The sequence below is a fragment of the Pseudomonas sp. USTB-Z genome (assembly GCF_019691255.1).
Taxonomy (GTDB): domain Bacteria; phylum Pseudomonadota; class Gammaproteobacteria; order Pseudomonadales; family Pseudomonadaceae; genus Aquipseudomonas; species Aquipseudomonas alloputida.
Map to the genome: position 1 here is coordinate 118,038 of NZ_JAECZP010000012.1, position 23,723 is coordinate 141,760.

General features: G+C 61.2%; 23 protein-coding genes. 15 read left to right on the plus strand and 8 right to left on the minus strand.

The genetic code is table 11. The features are described from left to right. Positions 1-567 precede the first annotated feature (567 nt). Positions 568-1,347 (minus strand): peroxide stress protein YaaA, encoded by a 780-nt coding sequence (gene yaaA, locus I8746_RS15735; protein ID WP_221100816.1) that lies wholly within the window; start codon positions 1,345-1,347, stop codon positions 568-570. A 137-nt stretch (positions 1,348-1,484) separates the two neighbouring features. Here yaaA and I8746_RS15740 point away from each other — a divergent pair, with 137 nt between their 5' ends. The 5 genes from I8746_RS15740 to moaE all read left to right on the plus strand — a co-directional run bounded on the left by I8746_RS15740 (position 1,485) and on the right by moaE (position 5,648). Next, positions 1,485-2,612, plus strand: a complete 1,128-nt coding sequence (locus I8746_RS15740) for a polysaccharide deacetylase family protein (protein ID WP_014860717.1) — start codon at positions 1,485-1,487, stop codon at positions 2,610-2,612. A gap of 281 nt (positions 2,613-2,893) precedes the next feature. Then, entirely contained in the window at positions 2,894-4,288 is a 1,395-nt protein-coding gene (locus I8746_RS15745; protein ID WP_003251772.1) for a PhoH family protein, read from the plus strand. 195 nt (positions 4,289-4,483) lie between these two features. Continuing rightward, positions 4,484-4,954, plus strand: coding sequence for a cyclic pyranopterin monophosphate synthase MoaC (moaC, locus tag I8746_RS15750; RefSeq protein WP_003251775.1), 471 nt, complete (start codon positions 4,484-4,486; stop codon positions 4,952-4,954). Continuing rightward, positions 4,954-5,199: a molybdopterin converting factor subunit 1 gene (gene moaD, locus I8746_RS15755; protein WP_003251777.1), complete on the plus strand. Its 246-nt coding sequence runs from the start codon at positions 4,954-4,956 to the stop codon at positions 5,197-5,199. Before moaC ends, moaD begins: the two co-directional genes overlap by 1 nt. Before the next feature lie 2 nt (positions 5,200-5,201). Further along, complete coding sequence (moaE, locus tag I8746_RS15760) at positions 5,202-5,648, plus strand: molybdopterin synthase catalytic subunit MoaE (protein ID WP_221100817.1); 447 nt, start codon at positions 5,202-5,204, stop codon at positions 5,646-5,648. A 262-nt stretch (positions 5,649-5,910) separates the two neighbouring features. Here moaE and rhlB read toward each other — a convergent pair whose 3' ends face one another. Further along, positions 5,911-7,353 (minus strand): ATP-dependent RNA helicase RhlB, encoded by a 1,443-nt coding sequence (gene rhlB / locus I8746_RS15765; protein ID WP_003251780.1) that lies wholly within the window; start codon positions 7,351-7,353, stop codon positions 5,911-5,913. A 100-nt stretch (positions 7,354-7,453) separates the two neighbouring features. Then, on the minus strand, positions 7,454-8,110 hold the full coding sequence (locus tag I8746_RS15770; protein ID WP_014754396.1) for an alpha/beta hydrolase: 657 nt from the start codon (positions 8,108-8,110) through the stop codon (positions 7,454-7,456). Positions 8,111-8,442: 332 nt separating this feature from the next. Here I8746_RS15770 and I8746_RS15775 point away from each other — a divergent pair, with 332 nt between their 5' ends. The 4 genes from I8746_RS15775 to I8746_RS15790 all read left to right on the plus strand — a co-directional run bounded on the left by I8746_RS15775 (position 8,443) and on the right by I8746_RS15790 (position 12,600). Further along, a complete protein-coding gene (locus tag I8746_RS15775) occupies positions 8,443-9,471 on the plus strand; it encodes an amino acid ABC transporter substrate-binding protein (protein WP_003251785.1) in 1,029 nt (342 codons plus the stop codon). Between the two features lie 67 nt (positions 9,472-9,538). Continuing rightward, positions 9,539-10,717 (plus strand): amino acid ABC transporter permease, encoded by a 1,179-nt coding sequence (locus I8746_RS15780; RefSeq protein ID WP_221100818.1) that lies wholly within the window; start codon positions 9,539-9,541, stop codon positions 10,715-10,717. 10 nt (positions 10,718-10,727) lie between these two features. After that, positions 10,728-11,825: an amino acid ABC transporter permease gene (locus I8746_RS15785; RefSeq protein WP_014754392.1), complete on the plus strand. Its 1,098-nt coding sequence runs from the start codon at positions 10,728-10,730 to the stop codon at positions 11,823-11,825. Positions 11,826-11,835: 10 nt separating this feature from the next. Further along, positions 11,836-12,600, plus strand: coding sequence for an amino acid ABC transporter ATP-binding protein (locus tag I8746_RS15790; RefSeq protein ID WP_003251792.1), 765 nt, complete (start codon positions 11,836-11,838; stop codon positions 12,598-12,600). Between the two features lie 170 nt (positions 12,601-12,770). Here the strand turns inward: I8746_RS15790 and algW are convergent, their stop codons facing one another. Further along, entirely contained in the window at positions 12,771-13,931 is a 1,161-nt protein-coding gene (algW, locus tag I8746_RS15795) for a Do family serine endopeptidase AlgW (RefSeq protein ID WP_003251794.1), read from the minus strand. Between the two features lie 168 nt (positions 13,932-14,099). Here algW and I8746_RS15800 point away from each other — a divergent pair, with 168 nt between their 5' ends. The 3 genes from I8746_RS15800 (at position 14,100) to cysN (ending at position 17,917) form a co-directional block, all read left to right on the plus strand. Beyond that, positions 14,100-14,858, plus strand: coding sequence for a Nif3-like dinuclear metal center hexameric protein (locus tag I8746_RS15800; RefSeq protein ID WP_012053662.1), 759 nt, complete (start codon positions 14,100-14,102; stop codon positions 14,856-14,858). Positions 14,859-15,081: 223 nt separating this feature from the next. Further along, positions 15,082-15,999, plus strand: coding sequence for a sulfate adenylyltransferase subunit CysD (gene cysD, locus I8746_RS15805; protein ID WP_003251799.1), 918 nt, complete (start codon positions 15,082-15,084; stop codon positions 15,997-15,999). Between the two features lie 16 nt (positions 16,000-16,015). Beyond that, positions 16,016-17,917, plus strand: a complete 1,902-nt coding sequence (cysN, locus tag I8746_RS15810; protein WP_221100819.1) for a sulfate adenylyltransferase subunit CysN — start codon at positions 16,016-16,018, stop codon at positions 17,915-17,917. A 221-nt stretch (positions 17,918-18,138) separates the two neighbouring features. On the opposite strand, the gene I8746_RS15815 is transcribed toward cysN, so the two are convergent. The 3 genes from I8746_RS15815 to I8746_RS15825 all read right to left on the minus strand — a co-directional run bounded on the left by I8746_RS15815 (position 18,139) and on the right by I8746_RS15825 (position 19,586). Beyond that, entirely contained in the window at positions 18,139-18,408 is a 270-nt protein-coding gene (locus I8746_RS15815; RefSeq protein WP_221100820.1) for a bacteriocin immunity protein, read from the minus strand. Further along, positions 18,402-18,722, minus strand: a complete 321-nt coding sequence (locus tag I8746_RS15820; RefSeq protein ID WP_108190990.1) for an S-type pyocin — start codon at positions 18,720-18,722, stop codon at positions 18,402-18,404. The genes I8746_RS15815 and I8746_RS15820 overlap by 7 nt, the downstream gene beginning before the upstream one ends. 384 nt (positions 18,723-19,106) lie before the next feature. Next, complete coding sequence (locus tag I8746_RS15825) at positions 19,107-19,586, minus strand: Lrp/AsnC family transcriptional regulator (protein ID WP_003251803.1); 480 nt, start codon at positions 19,584-19,586, stop codon at positions 19,107-19,109. Positions 19,587-19,713: 127 nt separating this feature from the next. On the opposite strand from I8746_RS15825, the gene I8746_RS15830 reads away from it, so the two are divergent. Continuing rightward, positions 19,714-20,910 (plus strand): methionine gamma-lyase, encoded by a 1,197-nt coding sequence (locus I8746_RS15830; RefSeq protein WP_014859327.1) that lies wholly within the window; start codon positions 19,714-19,716, stop codon positions 20,908-20,910. Positions 20,911-21,073: 163 nt separating this feature from the next. On the opposite strand, the gene I8746_RS15835 is transcribed toward I8746_RS15830, so the two are convergent. Further along, entirely contained in the window at positions 21,074-21,511 is a 438-nt protein-coding gene (locus I8746_RS15835; RefSeq protein WP_003251807.1) for a YhcB family protein, read from the minus strand. A 135-nt stretch (positions 21,512-21,646) separates the two neighbouring features. On the opposite strand from I8746_RS15835, the gene I8746_RS15840 reads away from it, so the two are divergent. Both I8746_RS15840 and I8746_RS15845 read left to right on the plus strand, forming a co-directional pair. Beyond that, positions 21,647-22,282, plus strand: coding sequence for an alpha/beta hydrolase (locus tag I8746_RS15840; protein ID WP_004575116.1), 636 nt, complete (start codon positions 21,647-21,649; stop codon positions 22,280-22,282). Between the two features lie 25 nt (positions 22,283-22,307). Next, positions 22,308-23,657 (plus strand): tryptophan--tRNA ligase, encoded by a 1,350-nt coding sequence (locus I8746_RS15845; protein WP_221100821.1) that lies wholly within the window; start codon positions 22,308-22,310, stop codon positions 23,655-23,657. Positions 23,658-23,723: the final 66 nt, after the last annotated feature.

Here is a 23,723-nt window from a genome sequence, read left to right on the forward strand (position 1 = left end):
AACCACTAGGACGATTTGTAAGGGACGCGTCTCTCCTGCATGGACAAGGTCTTCGGAGGGTTCCGTGATACCTGTCGAATTTCTTATGGCGGGCAGTGGATACCCGCCGTTGTCATCTGTAAGTCATCTCTCACAGCCCGTAGGCAGGACAATCGTTACGGCACTATGAGCGATTGGCTTTGGTAGAAGTTCCGGAGCCGGTTTCGCTCGAATGAAAGATTTCTAAATATTTATTCAGTTGCGGACAGTTTCAAATTGATAGCACGCGGGTGTTTCGCCCCCGTGTATCAAGGGCGTAACTGTTGCGAGATATTTTTATGCCAGCATCTGAAAAATTTTTTCAGAATTCGTCAAAAAAGGTATGAACGGTCTTATGTCGTTTGGCGATAAAGGTGGGTGTGCTGGATTTTTGGCGTCGGATTAATGGCGTTATGGCGGTTTGCAGCGTGCCCTGTTGCAGGGCGGAGAGGGGGTGTGGGCTGCTGGCCCCTTCGCGGGTGAACCCGCTCCTACGGGTAGCGCATTACCTGTAAGAGCGGGTTTGGCCGTGAAGGGGGTGTTACAGGGTCACTCCGAGGGGTGATCGCGCAGGAACACCAAATGGTCCGGCTTGGACTGCTCGGCACTGTAGTAGTACCCCTGAGCATCAAACTGCTTGAGCTGATCCGGGGTGCTGATGCGCTGCTGGATGACGAAGCGGCTCATCATGCCGCGGGCTTTCTTGGCGTAGAAGCTGATGATCTTGTACTGGCCGTTTTTCTGGTCCTTGAAGTCGACGTTGATCACCCGGGCCTTCAGTGCACTGCGTTTCACTGCACTGAAATACTCGTTACTGGCCAGGTTCAACAGCACGTCATCGCCTTGGTCGGCCAGGGCCTGGTTCAGCCATTCGCTGATGCGCGTGCCCCAGAAGGCGTACAGGTCCTTGCCGCGGGCGTTGGCCAGCTTGGTGCCCATCTCCAGGCGGTAGGGCTGCATCAGGTCGAGCGGGCGCAGCAGGCCATATAGGCCCGAGAGCATGCGCAGGTGGTCCTGAGCGTAGCTGAAGTCGTCTTCACTCAGGCTCTGGGCATCGAGGCCGGTGTACACGTCACCCTTGAACGCCAGCAACGCCTGCTTGGCATTGGCCGGGGTGAAGTCTGGGGTCCAGCTGCCAAAGCGCGCCGCATTCAGGCCGGCGAGCTTGTCGGACAGGTGCATCAGCTCGCTGATCTGCGCCGGCGACAGTTCGCGCAGTTGCTGGATCAGGGCCTGGGATTCATCCAGGTACTGGGGCAGGGTGAAACGCTCGGTCACTGGCGGGGTGTCGTAGTCGAGGGTCTTGGCGGGGGAAATCACCGTCAGCATCGGGTCGGCTCCTGGCATCGTTGGCCGAGGATTCTACGGGGTGGGCGGTACAAGTCCAAACTATGGCGACGATAGTCACAGCCCATGGTCGGTGCAGGCGCTATAGTTCGCGTTTTGCCGTTGCGGAGCCTTCCACTGTGCGCATTGCTTCTGCCTTGCTGGCCGGGCTGCTGAGCCTGGCCGTGCAAGCCGCCCCTTCACCTCAGGTCAGCCTGGACCGCAGCCTGTGGCCCGAACAGCTGGACAGCCCGGCGCTGTTCGATGTGGCCTCTCGGGCAGAAATCCTGTCGTTCGCCCAAGTGCTGCACGAAAGCGAGTTGCTGGATGACGCAAGCCTGGCGGCCCGGCTGGGGCTGCGGCAGATCAACCTGCAGAAGGTGCGCCAGGTTCGGGCGCGCATGTGGCAGCGGTTGTGGGAGGGTTATCAACAGGCGCAGCGCAGTTGTGAGCAGGATGCATCATTCTGCTACCCGGTTACGTCCATGGCGGAGTTGCGTACACAAGCGGCGACGTTCGCTGCCGATGTCGGTGCGTTCTATACCGGCTGGATCGAACCGAGCCACCAGTTCCATGTCCGCTACCTGGACGAGCAACTGCGCAAGGCGGCGTTGCTGCCGCAGACCAGCAGCGAAATCGAGCGGTTGTCTTCGCGTGAGCGCAAGGGTGACGAACTGAACGACCGCATGTTCCTGCTGACCTTTGTCGGCGGGCCTGGGCCCGAGGGGGGCAGTACGGATCTACTCACCGATTACCTGCGCCGGCAAAAGCTCGAAGGCACGTTCTTCACGCTCGGTAACCGTTTGCAGCAACGCCGTGATGGCGCGGCGGCAAATGCCTTGCGCCAGCTCTATGGCGGGCAGTGCGTGGGTATCCAGGGGTGGGAATACCGCTCCCATGCGCAGTGGACCGACTGGCAGGATTCGCTGCGGCGCAGCCAGGCGCGGGTGCAGGCTGATCTGCCCGAGCAGTATGTGCCGCTGTTCCGCCCTCCTTATGGCCAGCGCCGGGCTGACGGCGAAGCGTTCATGGCCCGCCAGCAGTTGCGGGTATCGTTGTGGGACATCGATGCCCAGGATGACGGTGCATTGAGCGCAGAGGCGTCCGCACAGCGCGTATTGACCCTGATGCTGTTGTGGCGCAAGGGCGTGATCCAGTTTCATGACAGCCTTCCCAAGGCGCAGCCGGCGGTGGAATGGTTGCTGCGCAATACCGCGCAAAGCGGCATCGGCTGGGAGGATTGCCGGGAATATGGATACCGCGAATAGAGGGTATGACTTTTGAGCGTAGTCCCCTCTGACGCTGGCGCCAAGGCCTCTTCGTCAATCGGAAAAATAAACTTCAAAAATGCGTAAAAATGCTTTTTACGGTCATGGTTTTTGCGGTATGAAGAAACCAGACAGCCGATTCCTGCAGCACAGGTGGCGTCATCCAGGCCCACCTAGCCAGGTTCGCTTCCCGCCCGTAACAACGCGGATACGGGAACAGCGGCAGTCACTCTGCGGCGTAACAGACCACGCCGTGTGGCTTCGACATAAGGTGACCGAGTATGGATGACCAAGGACGCAACCCTTCCTCCAGCAAGCCAATCCTGTATGTGCTCGATACCAACGTCCTGATTCACGACCCTAACGCGTTACTGAACTTCGAGGAGCACCATGTCGCCATCCCGATGACGGTGCTGGAGGAACTCGACAAGCTCAAGACCGGCAAACAGAGCATCGCCGCCGAATGCCGGCAAGCCATCCGCCTGATAGACCAGACCCTCGGTGACGCTTCGCCCAGCGATGTCGAGCAGGGCGTACCGATCCAGCGCAACAAGAGTGGCCCCAAGGGGTTCCTGTCCATCCTGATGACCCCGCGCAACGAGCCGAACAAGCTGCTGCCGGAAAACCTCAACGACAACATCATCATCAACCAGTTGCTCGAAGTCCGGGCCCGGCGCACCGACCTGGATGTCGTGCTGGTCACCAAAGACATCAACATGCGCCTGAAGGCGCGCGCTTGCGGTATAGCGGCTGAGGACTACAGCACCGACCAACTGGTCGATGACGTGTCCTTGTTGTCCAAGGGCTACCATTCGGTCACCGGCTCGTTCTGGGACCGCGTGAGCAAGGTCGATACCCGCCAGGAGCGCGGCCGCACCTGGCATCGGGTGCAGATGATCGACAACCTGCCAGCTGTGCACGTCAATGAGTTCATCATCGATGAGCAGGGCTTCGTCGGGTGGATCAAGGGCATTCGTGACGACGAACTGCTGCTGCTCGACCTGCACCAGGAGCCGTTGCTGCACCAGGAAGCCTGGGGCCTGAAACCACGCGACATTCACCAAAGCCTGGCGCTGTTTGCCCTGCTGGACCCGGATATCCACCTGGTGAACCTGACCGGCGCCGCCGGCTCCGGTAAAACCATCCTGGCACTGGCTGCGGCCATCGAGCAAACCATGGTCAGCAAGCGCTACCGGCGCATCATCGCCACCCGCAGCGTGCAGGGGCTGGACCAAGAGATTGGCTTCCTGCCGGGTACCGAAGCAGAGAAGATGGAGCCGTGGCTGGGCGCCATCACTGACAACCTCGAAGCTTTGCACATGGATGACGAAAGCACCCATGGCAGCGTCGAATACATCCTTGAGCGCGTGCCGCTGCAGTTCAAGTCGCTGAACTACATCCGTGGCCGCAGCTTCCAGCAGAGCCTGATCCTGATTGACGAGTGCCAGAACCTGACGCCGCACCAGATGAAAACCATCATCACCCGTGCCGGCTCCGGGTCCAAGGTGGTCTGCCTGGGCAACCTGGCGCAGATCGACACCCCCTACCTGTCCGCGACCAGCTCGGGCCTGACCTACCTGACCGAGCGCTTCAAGGACTTCCCCCACGGCGTGCACATCACCCTGCAGGGCGTGCCTCGCTCGGTGCTGGCCGAGTACGCCGAGTCGCATTTGTAAACCCTGGAGCCGGGCAGATTACTGCCCGGCCTCTTCGTGGACACGCCCGTTCACAGGATCTCCACTTGATTCGAGGCCGTGGAGCTCCTGTGGGAGTGGGCGTGCCCGCGAAGAGGCCAAACCTGCCGACACATACCTCTGCTCAAACCTGACCCACAGGTTTACACTGCGAAATCCCTTTACAGGAGCAGAGCAGTGCTGACACATCTTGATTCCCAGGGGCGGGCCAACATGGTCGACGTCACTGAAAAGGCCGTGACCGAGCGCGAGGCTACCGCCGAGGCGCGGGTGCGCATGTTGCCGCAGACCTTGCAGATGATCGTCGACGGTGAACACCCCAAGGGTGACGTGTTCGCCGTGGCGCGCATTGCCGGGATACAGGCGGCGAAAAAAACCAGCGACCTGATCCCGTTGTGCCACCCGCTGATGCTCACCAGCGTCAAGGTCGAGCTCAGCGCCGAGGGGCAGGATGCCGTGCGCATCGTCGCCCGCTGCAAGCTGGCCGGGCAGACCGGTGTGGAGATGGAGGCGCTGACCGCCGCCAGCGTGGCCGCGCTGACGATCTATGACATGTGCAAGGCTGTGGATAAAGGTATGGTCATCGAGCAGGTGCGCCTGCTGGAAAAACTCGGTGGCAAGAGTGGCCATTACAAGGTGGAGGCGTGATGAAGGTCAAGGTGATGTACTTCGCCCGTTACCGCGAACTGTTGGGCGTGGATGCCGAGCGGGTGGAGGGTGCGTTCAAGGTGCTCGATGATGTGCGCCAGGCCTTGGTTGCCAAGGGCGGGCAGTATGAAGTGCTGGCCGAGCAGAACCTGATGTGCGCACGCAACGAAGAGCTGTGCAAGCTCGATGAACCGCTGGAAGAGGGCGATGAAGTGGCGTTCTTCCCACCGGTGACCGGAGGCTGAACATGGCTGTACGAGTGCAGGAAGGCGCGTTCGACCCGGGGGCTGAGACCAATGCCATGCATGCAGCCAATGTGGGCGTGGGCGCGGTGGTCGGTTTTGTCGGCTATGTGCGGGATTTCAACGATGGCCGCGAAGTGGCGGGGATGCTCCTCGAACACTATCCGGGCATGACCGAAAAGGCCTTGGCGAAGATCGTGGTCGAGGCCGAGCAGCGTTGGCCGCTCTTGAAAGTGGAGGTGCTGCACCGCATCGGTGCGCTGGAACCGGGCGAACCGATTGTGTTCGTGGGGGTGGCCAGTGCCCATCGGCAGGCGGCGTTCGATGCCTGCAACTTCATCATGGACTACCTGAAGACCCGGGCGCCGTTCTGGAAGAAGGAGAATACCCAGGAAGGGCCAAAGTGGGTGGAGGGGAAGCAGAGTGACCAGGATGCGGCGGGGCGCTGGTAATCAAGGCGCCACCGGTCGCCTGTAGGAGCGGGTTTACCCGCGAAAGGGCCGGCCCTGCTGGCCAATCTCCACCCGCCGTTCACCGTTGCCGCCACTACCGTATTCGCGGGTAAACCCGCTCCTACAGGGGGCACCCTGTGTCGCGAAAGGGCCGCGTGGCGGCCCCCGACAATCTCCGCATTAAAGCCGAAATCCCGGGGCCGCTGCGCGGCCCAATCGCGACACAAGGCCGCCGCCACAGGGCGCATGTAGCCTGCTGAAGTCAGTGATGCTTGCGCGGCACCGGCTTGAGCAGTTCATCCGGCGGCATCTCGCACTTGATCTTGCGCCCCAGCAGCGCTTCGATCGCTGGCAGCTGATACGAGTCATCTTCACCGGCAAAGCTGATCGACACACCACTGGTGCCGGCACGGCCGGTACGGCCAATGCGGTGCACGTAGTCGTCAGGGTCTTCCGGCAGGGTGAAGTTGATCACGTGGCTGATGCCATCGATATGGATCCCGCGCCCGGCCACGTCGGTGGCCACCAGCACGGTGATGCGCCCTTCGCGGAAGCTCTCCAGGGTTCGGATGCGCTTGTGCTGCGGCACGTCGCCCGACAGCTGGGCGGCATTGATACCGTCGCGTACCAGCTTTTCCTCGATGCGCCGCACTTCGTCCTTGCGGTTGGCGAACACCATCACCCGTTCCCACTTGTTCTGGGTTACCAGGTTGTACAGCAGTTTGTACTTGTCGCTGCCGGCCACCGCATACACGTGCTGCTCCACCGTTTCGCTGGCCACGTTCTCCGGCTCGATCTCGACGATGGCAGGGTTGGTGGTCCACTGCTTGGCCAGGTTCATCACATCGTCGGTGAAGGTGGCGGAGAACAGCAGGGTCTGGCGCTCGCTTTTCGGCGGTGTCTGACGAATGATTTGGCGGACCTGGGGGATGAAGCCCATGTCGAGCATGCGGTCGGCTTCGTCAAGCACCATCACCTCGACCATGTCCAGGTGCACTTCGCCACGCTGGTTGAAGTCCAGCAGGCGGCCCGGGGTGGCCACCAGGATATCGCAGTGGCGCGCTTCCAGGGCTTTGAGCTGCTTGTCGAAGTCCATGCCACCGACGAAGCTCATCACGTTCAGGCCGGTGTACTTGGTCAGGGCAGCGGCGTCCTTGGCGATCTGCACCACCAGCTCGCGGGTGGGGGCGATGATCAGCGCGCGCGGCTCGCCCATGTAGCGCTCTTTAGGCGGTGGCGTCTGCTGCAACTGGGAAATGATCGAGATCAGGAAGGCGGCCGTCTTGCCGGTGCCCGTCTGGGCCCGGCCGATAGCGTCCTGGCCACGCAGGGTGTAACCCAGGACCTGCGCCTGGATTGGCGTGCAGTACGGGAAGCCCAGGTCGTGGATGGCGTGCATCAGCTCGTTGGACAGCTTGAAGTCGTGGAAGCGGGTTTTGCCTTCCTGTGGCTCGACCACGAAGTCCTCGGGCTTCCACAGGCTGGCCTGTGGCTTGGGCTTGCGTTCGCGGCGCGGTTTGTCCTTGGCCGGTTGTTCGGCAGGTGGCGTCGCGGCGGCAGGTTGCTCAGCCTTGGGGGCGGGGTTGGCATGGGGTGCGGCCGGTTTTGCCGCGGGCCGGGCTTCCGGCGTCACGCTGGCAGCAGGAGCGGCGGCTTGTGGTGCGGCCTCTCCCTTGCCGAATATTTTTCTGAGTGCTTTGAGCACGGTCGTCTCATCAACTGATTAAGGAATGTACGCCGGGCAGTGTAATGCAAGATCCGGGCGCGGCGTAGCGGAATACGCCCACAACTACAAGCGAGGTTGCCTATTGCAGCTGCTTGCTCAGCCAGTCGTGGATATCGTTCAGTTCTTCGACCACCACTTCGTGTTCCATCGGGTATTCGTACCAGCGGGCAGCGACGCCCCAGGTGTTCAGGTACTCGAAGGCGGTACGGCCCATGGACGGGATGACCACCGAGTCATGCACGCCATGCAGGCACAGGGCTGGTGTGCGCTGCTGGCAGGCACTCAACTGATGCTGGTCATTGAAAGTGGGGGCATAGGTGGACAGGGCGATCACCCCACCCAGTGCTTCCTGCCACTTTATATAGGCAGTGTGCAGCACCACCGCGCCGCCTTGGGAGAAGCCGGCCAGGAAGATCCGCGACAGGTTGATGCCTTTGGCCTGCTCGGCCTTGATCAGCGCAACCACCTGCTCGGCAGACGCTTCCAGCTGCGCTTCGTCGATGGCACGGGCCGGGGTCATGGCCTTGATGTCATACCAGCTGGGCATGGCATAGCCGCCGTTGATGGTCACGGGGCGGGTCGGTGCCTGGGGCATGATGAAGCGTGTGCTGAGCAAGCGCTCCTGCATGAATTCGGCCACAGGTAGGAAGTCGTAACGGTCGGCCCCCAGACCGTGCAACCAGATCACACAGGCGTCAGCGGTTTTCTGTGGTTCGAGAATCAGCGGGTTGGTCATGACTGCTCCGAAAGTGTGCGGGTCTTGTTATGGCGTGCGTGAAAAGAAAGCACCGGAAATGATTGTCGGAAAAAGAATGTCGCAACGATACAACTTTTCCTACTTGACGAGCGCTTAAACGCTACAGCCAGAAAATTTGGTACGCGGTTTGCAACTCAACCTGTGATGCAAAGGGCAGGCCGTGACGGTAACACCCTCTGCACGCGAAGGCTGTCACAGAACAGTCCATTGCGCCAATTGACCCAATAACAAGCCAATACGGGTCGGATACGCCTCAAAAGGGTGCGGTGCAATTCCGGCTCGATACAACAAGAGCGATTTGGAGGTTGTGAATGAAGATGTTGAAAACCACCCTGGCAGTCCTGACCGCTGCCGCCGCGCTGGGCGCCGTGAGCACTGCCCAGGCCGGCGCCACCCTCGATGCGGTAAAGAAGAAGGGCTTCGTCCAGTGTGGCGTGAGCGACGGTCTTCCAGGCTTCTCGGTACCTGATGCGCAGGGCAAGATCGTCGGCATCGATGCCGATGTCTGCCGCGCCGTGGCCGCCGCCGTGTTCGGTGATGCCACCAAGGTCAAGTTCAGCCAGCTCAACGCCAAGGAACGCTTCACTGCCCTGCAGTCGGGCGAGGTCGACGTGCTGTCGCGCAACACCACCTGGACCAGCTCGCGCGATGCCGGCATGGGCCTGGTGTTCGCGGGTGTTACCTACTATGACGGCGTCGGCTTCCTGGTCAACAAGAAGCTTGGCGTTTCCAGCGCCAAAGAGCTCGATGGCGCGACCATCTGCATCCAGGCCGGCACCACCACCGAGCTGAACGTGTCGGACTTCTTCCGTGCCAATGGCCTGAAGTACACCCCGATTACCTTCGACACATCTGACGAGAGCGCCAAATCGCTGGAGTCTGGCCGTTGCGACGTGCTGACTTCGGACAAATCGCAGCTGTTCGCCCAGCGCTCCAAGTTGGCTGCGCCGACCGACTACGTGGTGTTGCCGGAAACCATCTCCAAGGAGCCACTGGGCCCGGTAGTGCGTAAAGGCGACGAGGAGTGGTTCAGCATCGTCAAGTGGACCCTGTTCGCCATGCTCAATGCCGAAGAAGCGGGCATCACTTCCAAGAACGTCGAGGCCGAGGCCAAGGCCACCAAGAACCCGGATGTCGCCCGACTGCTGGGTGCGGATGGCGAGTATGGCAAGGACCTCAAGCTGCCCAAAGACTGGGTAGTGCAGATCGTCAAGCAAGTGGGTAACTATGGCGAAGTGTTCGAGAAGAACCTGGGCCAGAGCACTGACTTGAAGATCGACCGTGGCATGAACGCCCTGTGGAACAACGGCGGCATCCAGTACGCGCCTCCCGTGCGCTGATGGCTGCATCCTGCGGCGGCATCCCGCCGCCGCAGGCTGTTCGAATCCCTACTGTCCGGGGCACTTCATGCAAAATCAAATCGGCGCACCCAAGGGCTTGTCCCTTAACGATCCGCGTGTGCGCGCGTGGCTGTTCCAGATCCTCACGATCGTCTTCGTGGTCGGCCTGGGCTGGTACCTGTTTCACAACACGCAAACCAACCTGCAACACCGGGGCATTACCTCGGGCTTCGACTTCCTCGACCGCAGTGCCGGCTTCGGTATCGCCCAGCACCTGATCCCCTATGTGGAATCCGACAGTTATGCGCGGGTGTTCGTCATCGGCCTGCTCAATACGCTGTTGGTGACCTTCATCGGCGTCATCCTGGCAACGATTCTGGGCTTCATCATTGGTGTAGCGCGCCTGTCACCGAACTGGATGATCAGCAAACTGGCAACCGTGTATGTGGAAACCTTCCGCAACATTCCGCCGTTGCTGCAGATCCTGTTCTGGTACTTCGCCGTGTTCCTGACCCTGCCGGGACCACGGGGCAGCATCAACATCGATGACATGTTCTTCATCAGCAACCGCGGCCTGAACATGCCGGGTGCGTCGATGGCCGACGGTTTCTGGCCATTCGTGGTGGCCCTGGCAGTAGCGATTGTCGCGATCGTGCTGATGGTGCGCTTCGCCAACAAGCGCTTCGACGAGACCGGCGTGCCATTCCACAAGTTCTGGGTGGGCCTGGCGCTGTTCATCGCCATCCCAGGGCTGAGCGTGTTGCTGTTCGGCAGCCCGGTCAGCTGGGAGGTGCCGCAGCTCAAAGGCTTCAACTTTGTCGGTGGCTGGGTGCTGATCCCCGAGTTGCTGGCGCTGACCCTGGCGCTGACTATCTATACGGCAGCCTTCATCGCCGAGATCGTGCGCTCCGGTATCCGTTCGGTCAGCCATGGCCAGACCGAAGCCGCGCTCTCGCTGGGCCTGCGCGAGGGCCCGACCCTGCGTAAGGTGATCATTCCCCAGGCACTGCGGGTGATCATTCCGCCGCTGACCAGCCAATACCTGAACCTGGCGAAGAACTCTTCGCTGGCGGCCGGTATCGGCTACCCGGAGATGGTCTCGCTGTTCGCCGGCACCGTGCTCAATCAGACCGGCCAGGCCATCGAGGTGATCGCCATCACCATGAGTGTCTATCTCGCCATCAGCATCAGCATTTCGCTGCTGATGAACTGGTACAACAAGCGCATTGCGCTGATCGAGCGGTGAGGATACGCCCGTGAATGCCCATGTTTTCAAACCCGATATGCCGCCACCGGTGAAAACCGTCGGCGTGCTCGCATGGATGCGTGCCAATCTGTTCTCCAGCTGGCTCAACACGCTGTTGACCCTGTTCGCCCTCTACCTGGTGTGGCTGATCGTGCCGCCGTTGCTGCAGTGGGCGTTGATCGATGCCAACTGGGTCGGCACCACGCGCGCCGATTGCACCAAGGAAGGCGCCTGCTGGGTGTTCGTGCAGCAGCGCTTTGGCCAGTTCATGTACGGCTATTACCCGACTGAGCTGCGCTGGCGTGTGGACCTGACCGTGTGGCTTGCCGTGCTCGGCGCCGCGCCGTTGTTCATCAAGCGTTTCCCGCGCAAAGCCTTCTATGGCCTGGGCTTCCTGGTGCTGTACCCGGTACTGGCCTATACCCTGCTGCACGGGGGGTACCTGGGCCTGGAAAGCGTACCGACCAGCCAGTGGGGCGGGTTGATGCTGACCCTGGTGATCGCCACCGTGGGCATCGTCGGCGCCTTGCCGCTGGGCATCCTGCTGGCATTGGGCCGGCGTTCGAGGATGCCGGCCGTGAAAGTGGTGTGCGTGACCTTCATCGAGTTCTGGCGGGGCGTACCGCTGATCACCGTGCTGTTTATGTCGTCGGTGATGCTGCCGTTGTTCCTGCCAGAAGGCATGAGCTTCGACAAGCTGCTGCGGGCGATGATTGGTGTGATCCTGTTCCAATCGGCGTACATCGCCGAGGTGGTGCGCGGCGGCCTGCAGGCCATCCCCAAGGGCCAGTACGAAGCCGCCGCGGCCATGGGCCTTGGCTACTGGCGCTCGATGGGGCTGGTGATCTTGCCGCAGGCGCTGAAGCTTGTGATCCCCGGCATCGTCAACACCTTCATTGCCCTGTTCAAGGACACCAGCCTGGTGATCATCATCGGCCTGTTCGATCTGCTCAACAGCGTCAAGCAAGCAGCCGCAGACCCCGCCTGGTTGGGCATGGCCACCGAGGGCTACGTGTTCGCCGCCCTGGTGTTCTGGATTTTCTGTTTCGGTATGTCCCGCTACTCCATGCATCTGGAGCGCAAGCTGGACACTGGCCACAAGCGTTAGGAGTTTCGAAATGAGTGAAGCGATCAAGCAGCCTGCTGGCCCCGAAGGCATCATCCAGATGCAGGGTGTGAACAAGTGGTACGGCCAGTTCCATGTGCTCAAGGACATCAACCTGAACGTGCGCCAGGGCGAACGCATCGTGCTGTGCGGGCCGTCCGGCTCGGGCAAGTCCACCACCATCCGCTGCCTTAACCGCCTGGAAGAGCACCAGCAAGGGCGCATCGTGGTCGATGGCGTGGAGCTGACCAACGACCTCAAGCAGATCGAGGCCATTCGCCGCGAGGTGGGCATGGTGTTCCAGCATTTCAACCTGTTCCCGCACCTGAGCATCCTGGAGAACTGCACCCTGGCGCCAATGTGGGTGCGCAAGATGCCACGGCGCAAGGCCGAGGAAATTGCCATGCACTACCTGGAGCGTGTGCGGATTCCGGAGCAGGCACACAAGTACCCTGGTCAGTTGTCTGGCGGCCAGCAGCAGCGTGTGGCCATTGCCCGCGCGTTGTGCATGAAGCCCAAGATCATGCTGTTCGACGAACCGACCTCGGCACTGGACCCGGAAATGGTCAAGGAAGTGCTCGATACCATGGTGGGCCTGGCCGAGGATGGCATGACCATGCTCTGCGTGACCCACGAAATGGGCTTTGCCCGTACCGTGGCGAACCGGGTTATCTTCATGGACAAGGGCGAGATTGTGGAGCAGGCCGCGCCGGATGACTTCTTCGACCGGCCGCGCAGTGACCGGACCAAGTTGTTCCTCAGCCAGATCCTGCATTGATGCAGTAGCGGCTGCAGACTCGGCCAACTGTGGAGCGGCCTTGTGTCGCGATGGGCCGCAAAGCGGCCCCGGGCATATGCCCTGCGAAGCTGAAATTTTGGGGCCGCTAGGCGGCCCATCGCGACGCAAGGCCGCTCCCACAGGGTTGCGGAACGGCTTAAGGCCTCACCTTACTTTTCTTCTTGCGTTACAGCCGGCGCTGGCGGCGGCCGCAGCCCCACCTCGGCGATCAGCTTCAACTGCTGACCGTTGCGCATCACCTCGATGGTGATCTTCTCGTTAGGCTTGATCCGCGCTACCTGGTTCATCGACTTGCGCCCGTCGCCGGCCGGCTCGCCATTGATGCTCAGGATCACGTCACCCAGTTGCAGCCCGGCCTTGGCCGCTGGCCCTTCGCGGAAGATACCCGCCACCACGATGCCTGGGCGGTCCTTCATGCCGAACGACTCTGCCAGCTCCTGGCTCAGTGGCTGTACTTCGATACCCAGCCAGCCACGGATCACCTGGCCGTGTTCGACGATCGACTTCATCACCTCCAGTGCCAGTTTTACCGGGATGGCGAAGCCGATGCCCTGCGAGCCACCGGACTTGGAAAAGATCGCGGTATTGATGCCGATCAGGTTGCCATTGGCATCCACCAGCGCGCCACCGGAGTTGCCCGGGTTGATCGCCGCGTCGGTCTGGATGAAGTCTTCGTAGTTGTTCAGCCCCAGCTGGTTGCGGCCAGTGGCGCTGATGATGCCCATGGTCACCGTCTGGCCGACGCCGAACGGGTTGCCGATGGCCAGCGACACGTCGCCGATGTGAATGGTGTCGGAACGGCCGATGGTGATCGCCGGCAGGTTCTTCAAGTCGATCTTCAGCACCGCCAGGTCGGTTTCCGGGTCGCTGCCGATCACGCGGGCCAGGGTTTCGCGGCCATCCTTCAGCGCTACGACGATCTGGTCGGCGCCGCTGGTAACGTGGTTGTTGGTCAGCAGGTAGCCCTCTGGGCTCATGATTACCGCCGAGCCGAGGCTTGATTCCCAGCGGCGCTGTTTGGGCAGGTTATCGCCGAAGAAGCGGCGGAACTGCGGGTCTTCGAACAGCGGGTGGGCGCTTTTGTTCACCACCTTGGTGGTGTACAGGTTGGCCACCGCCGGGGCGGCCAGGGTCACGGCGTCGGCGTACGACACCGGGCCTTGCATGATCCGCGTGGTCTGTGGCGCTTGCTGCAGGTTGACGTCCTGGCTGGGCAGCCCGACCCATTGCGGAAAACGCTGGATGATCAGCATGGCGATCAGTATGCCGGTAAGCAGGGGCCAGCCGAAGTAACGCAAAGCCTTGAACATGAACGAATCCTGAAAAGAGCAGGGGCCAGCGGCCTGGCAGTGGGGCATGAGCGCGCGCGATCATACACCGGTTTCCCCAGTGACAGCGACGGCCCATAATGGCCGGCATTATACGGGCGTTCGTCAGGCGTTGTGCCCGAGAAAAGCGCAGTTTTCGAGGAGATTTTCATGGCCGTCGCTCTAAACACCCTGGTCGAGGAAGCCGAGCGTTACCTGGGCAGCGCGAAGATCCAGGATTATTGCCCAAATGGCCTGCAGGTCGAAGGCCGGCCGCAGGTCAGCCGCATTGTCAGTGGTGTTACCGCCAGCCAGGCATTGCTGGATGCCGCCGTCGAGGCCGAGGCCGATCTGGTGCTGGTGCACCATGGTTATTTCTGGAAGGGCGAGAACCCGTGCATCACCGGCATTCGCCAGCGTCGCCTGAAGACCTTGCTGAATAACGATATAAGCCTGTTGGCGTTTCACCTGCCCTTGGACGTGCACCTGGAAGTGGGCAACAACGTGCAGCTGGCGCGGCGACTGAAGATCACTGTCGAAGGGCCGCTTGACCCGGAAAACCCCAAGGTGGTCGGCCTGGTCGGTTCGTTGGCTGAGCCGATGACCGCGCGCGATTTTGCCCGCCGGGTGCAACAGGTGCTGGGGCGTGAGCCGTTGCTGGTCGAAGGCAATGAAATGATCCGCCGGGTGGGCTGGTGTACCGGCGGCGGCCAGGGCTATATCGACACGGCGATTGCTGCTGGGGTCGACCTGTACCTGACCGGCGAGGCGTCCGAGCAGACTTACCACAGTGCGCGCGAGAATGGCGTCAGCTTCATTGCGGCCGGGCACCATGCCACTGAACGCTACGGGGTGCAGGCACTGGGCGATTACCTGGCACGACGGTTTGCCGTGGAGCACCTGTTCATCGATTGCCCGAATCCTATCTGATAGCGGTGTCGCCCCCTTCGTGGGTGAACCCGCTCCTACGCGCGGGCCTCGTAGGAGCGGGTTCACCCGCGAAGAGGGCGGCCCTGGTAGCCCAAACCCCCAGTCATATCGTTAGACTTTTTCGATCTAGCCAGCCTCCTAAATAGAAGCAGCCGCTGTGATAAAGTGGCTCGCTCGAACACGGCCCGCAGGCCGTCCATAAGATCGTTTTTCGTGAGTAGCCATGGTCGACAAACTGACGCACTTGAAACAGCTGGAGGCGGAGAGCATCCACATCATCCGCGAGGTGGCCGCCGAGTTCGACAACCCGGTGATGCTGTACTCGATCGGCAAGGACTCCGCCGTGATGCTGCACCTGGCGCGCAAGGCCTTTTTCCCGGGCAAGCTGCCGTTCCCGGTGATGCACGTCGACACCCAGTGGAAATTCCAGGAGATGTACAGCTTCCGCGACAAGATGGTCGAGGAAATGGGCCTGGAGCTGATCACCCACGTCAACCCTGAGGGTGTGGCGCAAGGCATCAACCCGTTCACCCATGGCAGTTCCAAGCACACCGACATCATGAAGACCCAGGGCCTGAAGCAGGCGCTGGACAAGCATGGTTTCGACGCTGCCTTCGGTGGTGCGCGCCGCGACGAAGAGAAGTCGCGGGCCAAGGAGCGTGTGTACTCGTTCCGTGACAGCAAGCACCGCTGGGACCCGAAGAACCAGCGCCCCGAGCTGTGGAACGTGTACAATGGCAAGGTCAACAAGGGCGAGTCGATCCGCGTCTTCCCGCTGTCGAACTGGACCGAACTGGACATCTGGCAGTACATCTACCTTGAAGGCATCCCGATCGTGCCGCTGTACTTCGCCGCCGAGCGTGAAGTCATCGAGAAGAACGGCACCCTGATCATGATCGACGACGAACGCATCCTCGAGCACCTCTCTGAGGAAGAGAAAGCCCGCATCGTCAAGAAGAAGGTGCGTTTCCGTACCCTCGGCTGCTACCCGCTGACGGGCGCTGTCGAGTCGGAAGCCGAGACGCTCACCGACATCATTCAGGAAATGCTCCTGACGCGCACTTCCGAGCGCCAGGGCCGGGTCATCGACCACGATGGCGCCGGTTCCATGGAAGACAAAAAACGTCAGGGCTACTTCTAATTTTCAGGGTTACTCCATGTCGCACCAATCCGATTTGATCAGCGAAGATATCCTCGCTTATCTGGCTCAGCACGAGCGTAAAGAACTGCTGCGTTTCCTCACCTGCGGCAACGTGGATGACGGCAAGAGCACCCTGATCGGGCGCCTGCTGCACGACTCCAAGATGATCTACGAGGACCACCTCGAGGCCATCACCCGTGATTCGAAGAAAGTCGGCACCACCGGCGAAGAAGTCGACCTGGCGCTGCTGGTAGATGGCCTGCAGGCCGAGCGCGAGCAGGGCATCACCATCGATGTCGCCTACCGCTACTTCTCCACCGCCAAGCGCAAGTTCATCATCGCCGACACCCCGGGCCATGAGCAGTACACCCGCAACATGGCCACCGGTGCGTCCACCTGCGACCTGGCGATCATCCTGGTCGATGCCCGCTATGGCGTGCAGACCCAGACCCGCCGCCACAGCTACATCGCGTCGTTGCTGGGTATCAAGCACATCGTGGTCGCGGTCAACAAGATGGACCTGAAGGGCTTCGATGAAGGCGTCTTCGAGTCGATCAAGGCCGACTACCTGAAGTTCGCCGAAGCCATCAACCTGACCCCGAGCAGCCTGCACTTCGTACCGATGTCGGCGCTCAAGGGTGACAACGTGGTCAACCACAGCGAGCAATCGCCGTGGTACGCCGGCCCGACGCTGATGGAAATCCTCGAAACCGTCGAGGTTTCGGCCGACCGCAACTTCACCGACCTGCGTTTCCCGGTGCAGTACGTCAACCGTCCCAACCTGAACTTCCGCGGCTTCGCGGGCACCATCGCCAGTGGCGTGGTGCACAAAGGTGACGAGATTGTCGTGCTGCCGTCGGGCAAGAGCAGCCGGGTCAAGTCCATCGTCACCTACGAAGGTGAACTGGAAAACGCTGGCCCAGGCCAGGCCGTGACCCTGACCATGGAAGACGAGATCGACATCTCCCGTGGCGACCTGCTGGTACATGCCGACAACGTCCCGTCGGTCACCGACCAGTTCGACGCCATGCTGGTGTGGATGGCCGAGGAGCCGATGCTCCCGGGCAAGAAATACGACATCAAGCGTGCCACCAGCTACGTGCCAGGTTCGATTGCCAGCATCACCCACAAGGTCGATGTGAACACCCTGGAGCAGGGCGCTGCCAGCGCGCTGCAACTGAACGAGATCGGCCGCGTCAAGGTAGCCCTGGACACCTCGATCGCCCTCGACGGTTACGACAGCAACCGCACCACCGGTGCGTTCATCGTCATCGACCGCCTGACCAACGGCACCGTTGGCGCCGGCATGATCATCGCCCCGCCCGTGTTGCCACACGGCAGCACCGGCCATCATGGCAAGCAGGCCCACGTGTCCACCGAAGAGCGCGCCCTGCGCTTCGGTCAGCAGCCAGCCACCGTGCTGTTCAGCGGCCTGTCGGGTGCTGGCAAGAGCACCTTGGCCTATGCCGTGGAGCGCAAGCTGTTCGACATGGGCCGTGCGGTGTACGTGCTCGATGGCCAGAACCTGCGTCACGACCTGAACAAGGGCCTGCCACAGGACCGCGCTGGCCGTACCGAGAACTGGCGCCGCGCCGCCCATGTGGCGCGCCAGTTCAACGAAGCTGGCATGCTCACCCTGGCTGCGTTCGTGGCCCCGGATGCCGAAGGCCGCGAACAGGCCAAGGCGCTGATCGGCAAGGAACGCCTGGTGACCGTTTACGTTCAGGCCTCGCCGCTGGTTTGCCGCGAGCGTGACCCGCAAGGCCTGTACGCTGCCGGTGGCGACAACATCCCGGGTGAGAGCTTCCCGTTCGATGTGCCGCTGGATGCTGATCTTGTGATCGACACCCAGGCCACCAGCGTGGACGAAGGCGTTAAACAGGTGCTGGACGTGCTGCGTCAGCGTGGCGCGATCTAAGCGATAGCCTGTAAGAAAAAACCCGCTTCGGCGGGTTTTTTTATACGCGTAATCCTGGTTTGTGCGGTGCCTGTAAGAGCAACTGCATTGCTGACAATCTGAAAGTTTTCACAATCAGTGTAGGAGAGGCTTTAGCCGCGAACACCGGCAAGGCCGGTGCCTTGCACCGCCGTTCCCAAAGGTTCTTCGCTAGCCTCAGAGCTGTATCCAGACCCGGGCGGCTAGCTATCTTTAATTCTGAACACTGCAAGCCCCTTGGAGGCTCTCCATTCCATGATGCGCGCCATGACCTGCTCGGAGCATCTTCCCCGTCCCTTGTCGGGGCTATAGATAAGGTCGGCGCCATCAGGATGCTCAACCACATCGATAAAATGCTCCAGCAATCGGTCCTGCCAATCACGCGAGCCTGTCGCCTGAATCAACGCCCCAACAATCGACCGGAACTCACCGTGGGTGTAGTCGGTGAGGCTTTGCTTCAAGCTGATTACCATGTTGTCTCCGAAGAAAGCGCGTATTGCATAGCGCTCATGATCCGCAGGTTTTCAGCGTCGTACATCAGCCCACCCCACTCGGGCGGGTTCAGGTGGCATATCTGATACGAGCGCAGTCCCTTTGCCGTTTCATGGAATGGCGCGCGAGGGGGCCAGCCTTTCTTGAGGCGGTTGAGTTGGGCGGGGATGAATTGCTGGCTGTAGATCGGATCTTCTGCGATCGCCAGCCAGAAAGCTTGGGAGAAATGGTCGAAGCTGTGGAATGTTTGACCTGCGAGTTTACGGATGATGAATTCTGGAAGAAGGCTGGCCATGAAGTCGTCCCTGGGTGAAAGGCAGGGAAAGTGTGCCCTGGGACCAGCTTTATGTATGTCAGGGGTAGGTTGTATGCCAGTAGGATCGTTCCTGGTGATTTGTAGGAATAGTCTTGGAGCCTGTTTATCCTCCACCGCTTTGGATGAAAAACTGCCGGGTAAATTTGCCAAATGACTCCGGGTGCGGTGCCATCATTCTCAGCGGCGCGTCATGGCATCCGGATATGTTGAGATCCTGGGTGATCGAGATAATACGTGTTGTCCCGTGCCATGTAGGTTCTCCTGATCACTACATGGGCTAGGTTTACGTATATCGAATTTGCGGTATGTCAGCTGCAGCCTGTCAATCAGTAGGAAGCTTCGTGTTGCTCGGAAAGATCCGTCTCAGATATGTTTCTCCGACACCGGTATCACCCGTCTTTCCTTCACCGCTTTGTACGAAAAACTCGAATAGATCTCCTTCACCCCCGGCAACCGCTGCAGCACTTCCCGGGTAAATTCGCCAAACGACTCCAGGTCCCGTGCCAGGATCTCCAGCAGAAAGTCATAGCGGCCGGAGATGTTGTGGCAGGCGACGATCTCGGGGATTTCCATCAGGCGCTGTTCAAACGCCAGCGCCATGTCCTTGGTGTGCGAGTCCATCATGATGCTGACGAACGCGGTCACACCAAACCCCAGCGACTTGGGCGAGAGGATGGCCTGGTAGCCGGTGATGTAGCCGTTTTCCTCCAGTAACTTGACCCGTCGCCAGCAGGGCGAGGTGGTCAGTGCCACCTGGTCGGCGAGTTCGGCAACGGTGAGACGGGCATTGTCCTGCAAGGCGGCGAGCAGGGCGCGGTCGGTGCGGTCGAGGCTTGAAGGCATTTTTTGCCCTCCTGGTCCGTTGATTATTGTTTTTGTTCCAGCAAGCACGTGTATGCGTAGGCTATTTTGGAAAAAATCGGGCAGCTCGGTGGCATAAGCTTATAGCAAACCACAAGAGGCTGTTGCCATGCGCGACTCCCACCACAACACCGGTTTTTCCACGCGGGCCATTCATCATGGCTATGACCCGCTTTCCCATGGTGGCGCCCTGGTGCCACCGGTGTATCAAACGGCTACCTATGCCTTTCCCACTGTCGAGTACGGTGCTGCCTGCTTCGCCGGGGAGGAGCCTGGGCATTTCTACAGCCGCATTTCCAACCCCACGCTGGCCTTGCTGGAGCAGCGCATGGCTTCGCTGGAGGGCGGTGAAGCGGGGTTGGCGTTGGCCTCGGGGATGGGCGCGATTACCTCAACCCTCTGGACCCTGCTAAGGCCTGGCGATGAGCTGATTGTCGGGCGCACCTTGTATGGCTGTACCTTCGCTTTTCTGCACCACGGTATTGGTGAGTTCGGGGTGAAAGTTCGCCATGTCGATCTCAACGATGCCAAGGCCCTGAAAGCGGCGATCAGCAGTAAAACACGGATGATCTACTTCGAAACACCGGCCAACCCCAACATGCAGCTTGTGGATATTGCGGCGGTTGTGGAGGCAGTGCGGGGGCATGATGTGCATGTGGTGGTCGATAACACCTACTGTACGCCGTACCTGCAGCGGCCACTGGAGCTGGGGGCGGACCTGGTGGTGCACTCGGCAACCAAGTACCTCAGTGGGCATGGCGATATCACTGCCGGGTTGGTGGTGGGGTGCAAGGCGTTGGTAGACCGTATCCGCCTGGAAGGGCTGAAGGATATGACCGGCGCGGTGCTGTCACCGCATGACGCGGCGTTGCTGATGCGCGGTATCAAGACCCTGGCCCTGCGCATGGACCGGCATTGCGCCAATGCCCAGCAGGTGGCCGAGTTTCTCGCTCGGCAGCCGCAGGTGGAATTGATTCATTACCCGGGGCTACCGTCTTTTGCCCAATACGCGTTGGCCCAGCGACAGATGCGTTTGCCTGGCGGGATGATTGCGTTTGAGCTCAAGGGTGGCATTGAGGCGGGGCGGCGCTTCATGAATGCGCTGCAGCTCTTTGCCCGGGCGGTGAGCCTGGGGGATGCCGAGTCGCTGGCGCAGCATCCGGCGAGCATGACGCATTCCAGCTATACGCCGCAGGAGCGGGCGCATCACGGGATATCGGAGGGGTTGGTGCGTCTGTCGGTGGGGCTGGAGGATGTGGAGGACCTGCTGGCAGATGTCGAACAGGCATTGCAGGCCTGCTGTTAGGTTGCCTGCACTGGCCCTTTCGCGGGCCCGCCCGCTCCCACAGGTGTTTCACAGGTTTCAAATGCTGTGGTGTACCTGTGGGAGCGGGCGTGCCCGCGAAGGGGGCCAGTGAATCCAGCCCATAAAAAAGGCCTCTTGCGAGGCCTTTTGCATGTTCAGCAGATCAACGCTTGAGCCCGTAGCTCTCATCCAGCATGCCCGGCGAGTTAGGCACTTTCGGCGCATAGTCGCGCGGCACTTCGGCGGTGTCTTTAGGTGGGGTCAGGCGGTCACGCGGGCCTTGCGGTGCATCGGAGTGCAGCGCAGCCAGCAGGCGTTGGCGGGTGACGTCATCGAGGGCCAGGCTGTTGGCGCCTTCAGCCAGGTGATCCTGTACGTCCTGATAGCTCTGGGTCAGTTTCTTGACCAGCATGGCGGTGCTGTTGAAGTGGGTGACCACTTCGTTCTGGTAGCTGTCGAAGCGCTTCTGGATGTCATCCAGTTGACGCTGGGTGTTGCTCGGGGCCGCATTGGGCAGCAGGCGGGCAACAATGAAACCGACTGCCACACCGATGACCAGGGCCAGGGTTGGCAACAACCAAACAAGGAGCGAGAGTTCCACGAGTCCTTCCTCTATAAACGGCTTTGCTTTACGTTAACGGCTCAGACCTGCGCTGTATACCGCGAGCGATCGCAAATCAGAACAGAATTTCACACCTAGACGAATCGACCCTTCCCGAGGTCACGGAGTAGTGCCTTGCTTGTCCGCGAAACCCCCTTGTTCATCGATGGCCCCAGCGGCCAGCTGGAAGCGTTGTACCTGGACGTGGCGCAAGCCCGTGGCGCGGTGCTGATCTGCCACCCTAACCCGGTCCAGGGCGGCACCATGCTCAACAAGGTTGTCTCGACCCTGCAGCGCACTGCACGTGATGCCGGTTATGTGACCCTGCGTTTCAACTACCGTGGCGTCGGCCAGAGCGCCGGCAGCCACGACATGGGCGCTGGCGAAGTGGCCGATGCCGAGGCCGCTGCAGCATGGCTGCGCGCCAGGCACCCCGGGCTACCGCTGGTGCTGATGGGCTTTTCGTTCGGTGGTTTCGTTGCCACCAGCCTGGCCGGGCGCCTTGAAACGGCAGGCGTCGAGTTGCAGCACCTGTTCATGATCGCCCCGGCGGTCATGCGCCTGACCGCCGAATTCCCGCTGCCGCAGCGCTGCCCGCTCACCGTGGTGCAGCCGGACGCCGATGAAGTCGTCGCGCCGCAGCTGGTTTACGAATGGTCCGACAGCCTGTCGCGTCCCCATGAGCTGCTGAAAGTGGCAGAATGCGGACACTTCTTCCATGGCAAGCTGACCGATCTGAAGGATCTGCTGCTGCCGCGCCTTTCGAACTGAGCCAAGCCTGAATAAGCGAACACCCATGACCACGCGCATTCTTACCGGTATCACCACCACCGGCACTCCGCACCTGGGCAACTACGCCGGCGCCATCCGCCCGGCGATCCGTGCCAGCCAGCAGCCCGGTGTCGACTCGTTCTACTTCCTGGCCGACTACCACGCCCTGATCAAGTGCGACGACCCGCTGCGCATCCAGCGCTCGCGCCTGGAAATCGCCGCCACCTGGCTGGCCGGTGGCCTGGACCCGGACAAGGTGACCTTCTATCGCCAGTCCGACATCCCGGAAATCCCCGAGCTGACCTGGCTGCTGACCTGCGTTGCTGCCAAAGGCCTGCTGAACCGTGCGCATGCCTACAAGGCCTCGGTGGACAAGAACGTCGAGAACGGCGAAGACCCGGACGCCGGCGTGACGATGGGCCTGTTCAGCTACCCGGTGCTGATGGCCGCCGATATCCTGATGTTCAACGCCAACAAGGTGCCGGTCGGTCGTGACCAGATCCAGCACGTGGAAATGGCCCGCGATATCGGCCAGCGCTTCAACCACCTGTTCGGCCAGGGCAAGGACTTCTTCGCCTTGCCGGAGGCTGTGATCGAAGAAAGCGTGGCGACCCTGCCGGGCCTGGACGGGCGCAAGATGTCCAAGAGCTATGACAACACCATCCCGTTGTTCACCAGCGCCAAGGACATGAAAGACGCCATCTCGCGCATCGTCACCGATTCGCGCGCGCCCGGTGAGGCGAAAGACCCGGACAACGCGCACCTGTTCACCCTGTACCAGGCCTTCTCGACGCCTGAGCAGTGCGCCGGTTTCCGCGAAGAGCTGCTGCAGGGCCTGGGCTGGGGCGACGCCAAACAGCGCCTGTTCCAGCTGCTGGACGGCCAACTGGCCGAGAAGCGCGAGTACTATCACCAGCTGATCGCCCGGCCGGCGGACCTGGAAGACATCCTGCTGGCCGGCGCTGCCAAGGCCCGCAAGATCGCCACGCCGTTCCTCGAGCAGTTGCGCGAGGCCGTTGGCCTGCGTTCGTTCCGCAGCAGCGTGCAGGCCACCGCCGAAGTGAAGAAAAAAGCCACCAAGAGCGCGCGTTTTGTCAGCTTCCGTGATGAAGACGGCAGCTTCCGCTTCCGCCTGCTGGCCGCTGATGGCGAGCAACTGCTGTTGTCGCGCAGCTTCGCCGACGGCAAGAGTGCCGGCGCCGTGAGCAAGCAGCTGCAGCAAGGTGGCGAGGTTGATGTGCGCGTCGAAGGCCTGAGCTTCGGCCTGTGGCTCAATGGCGAGCAGGTTGCCGACGGGCCGCAGTTCGACAGCGTCGAAGCCCGTGATGCTGCCATTCAGAGCCTGAACGAAGCCTTGGCGCCTCAGCAGGACTGAGGCTGCCAAACGGTGGGAGCGGGCGTGCCCGCGAAACAGGCGCCGCGGTGCATGGCACCGGCTTTG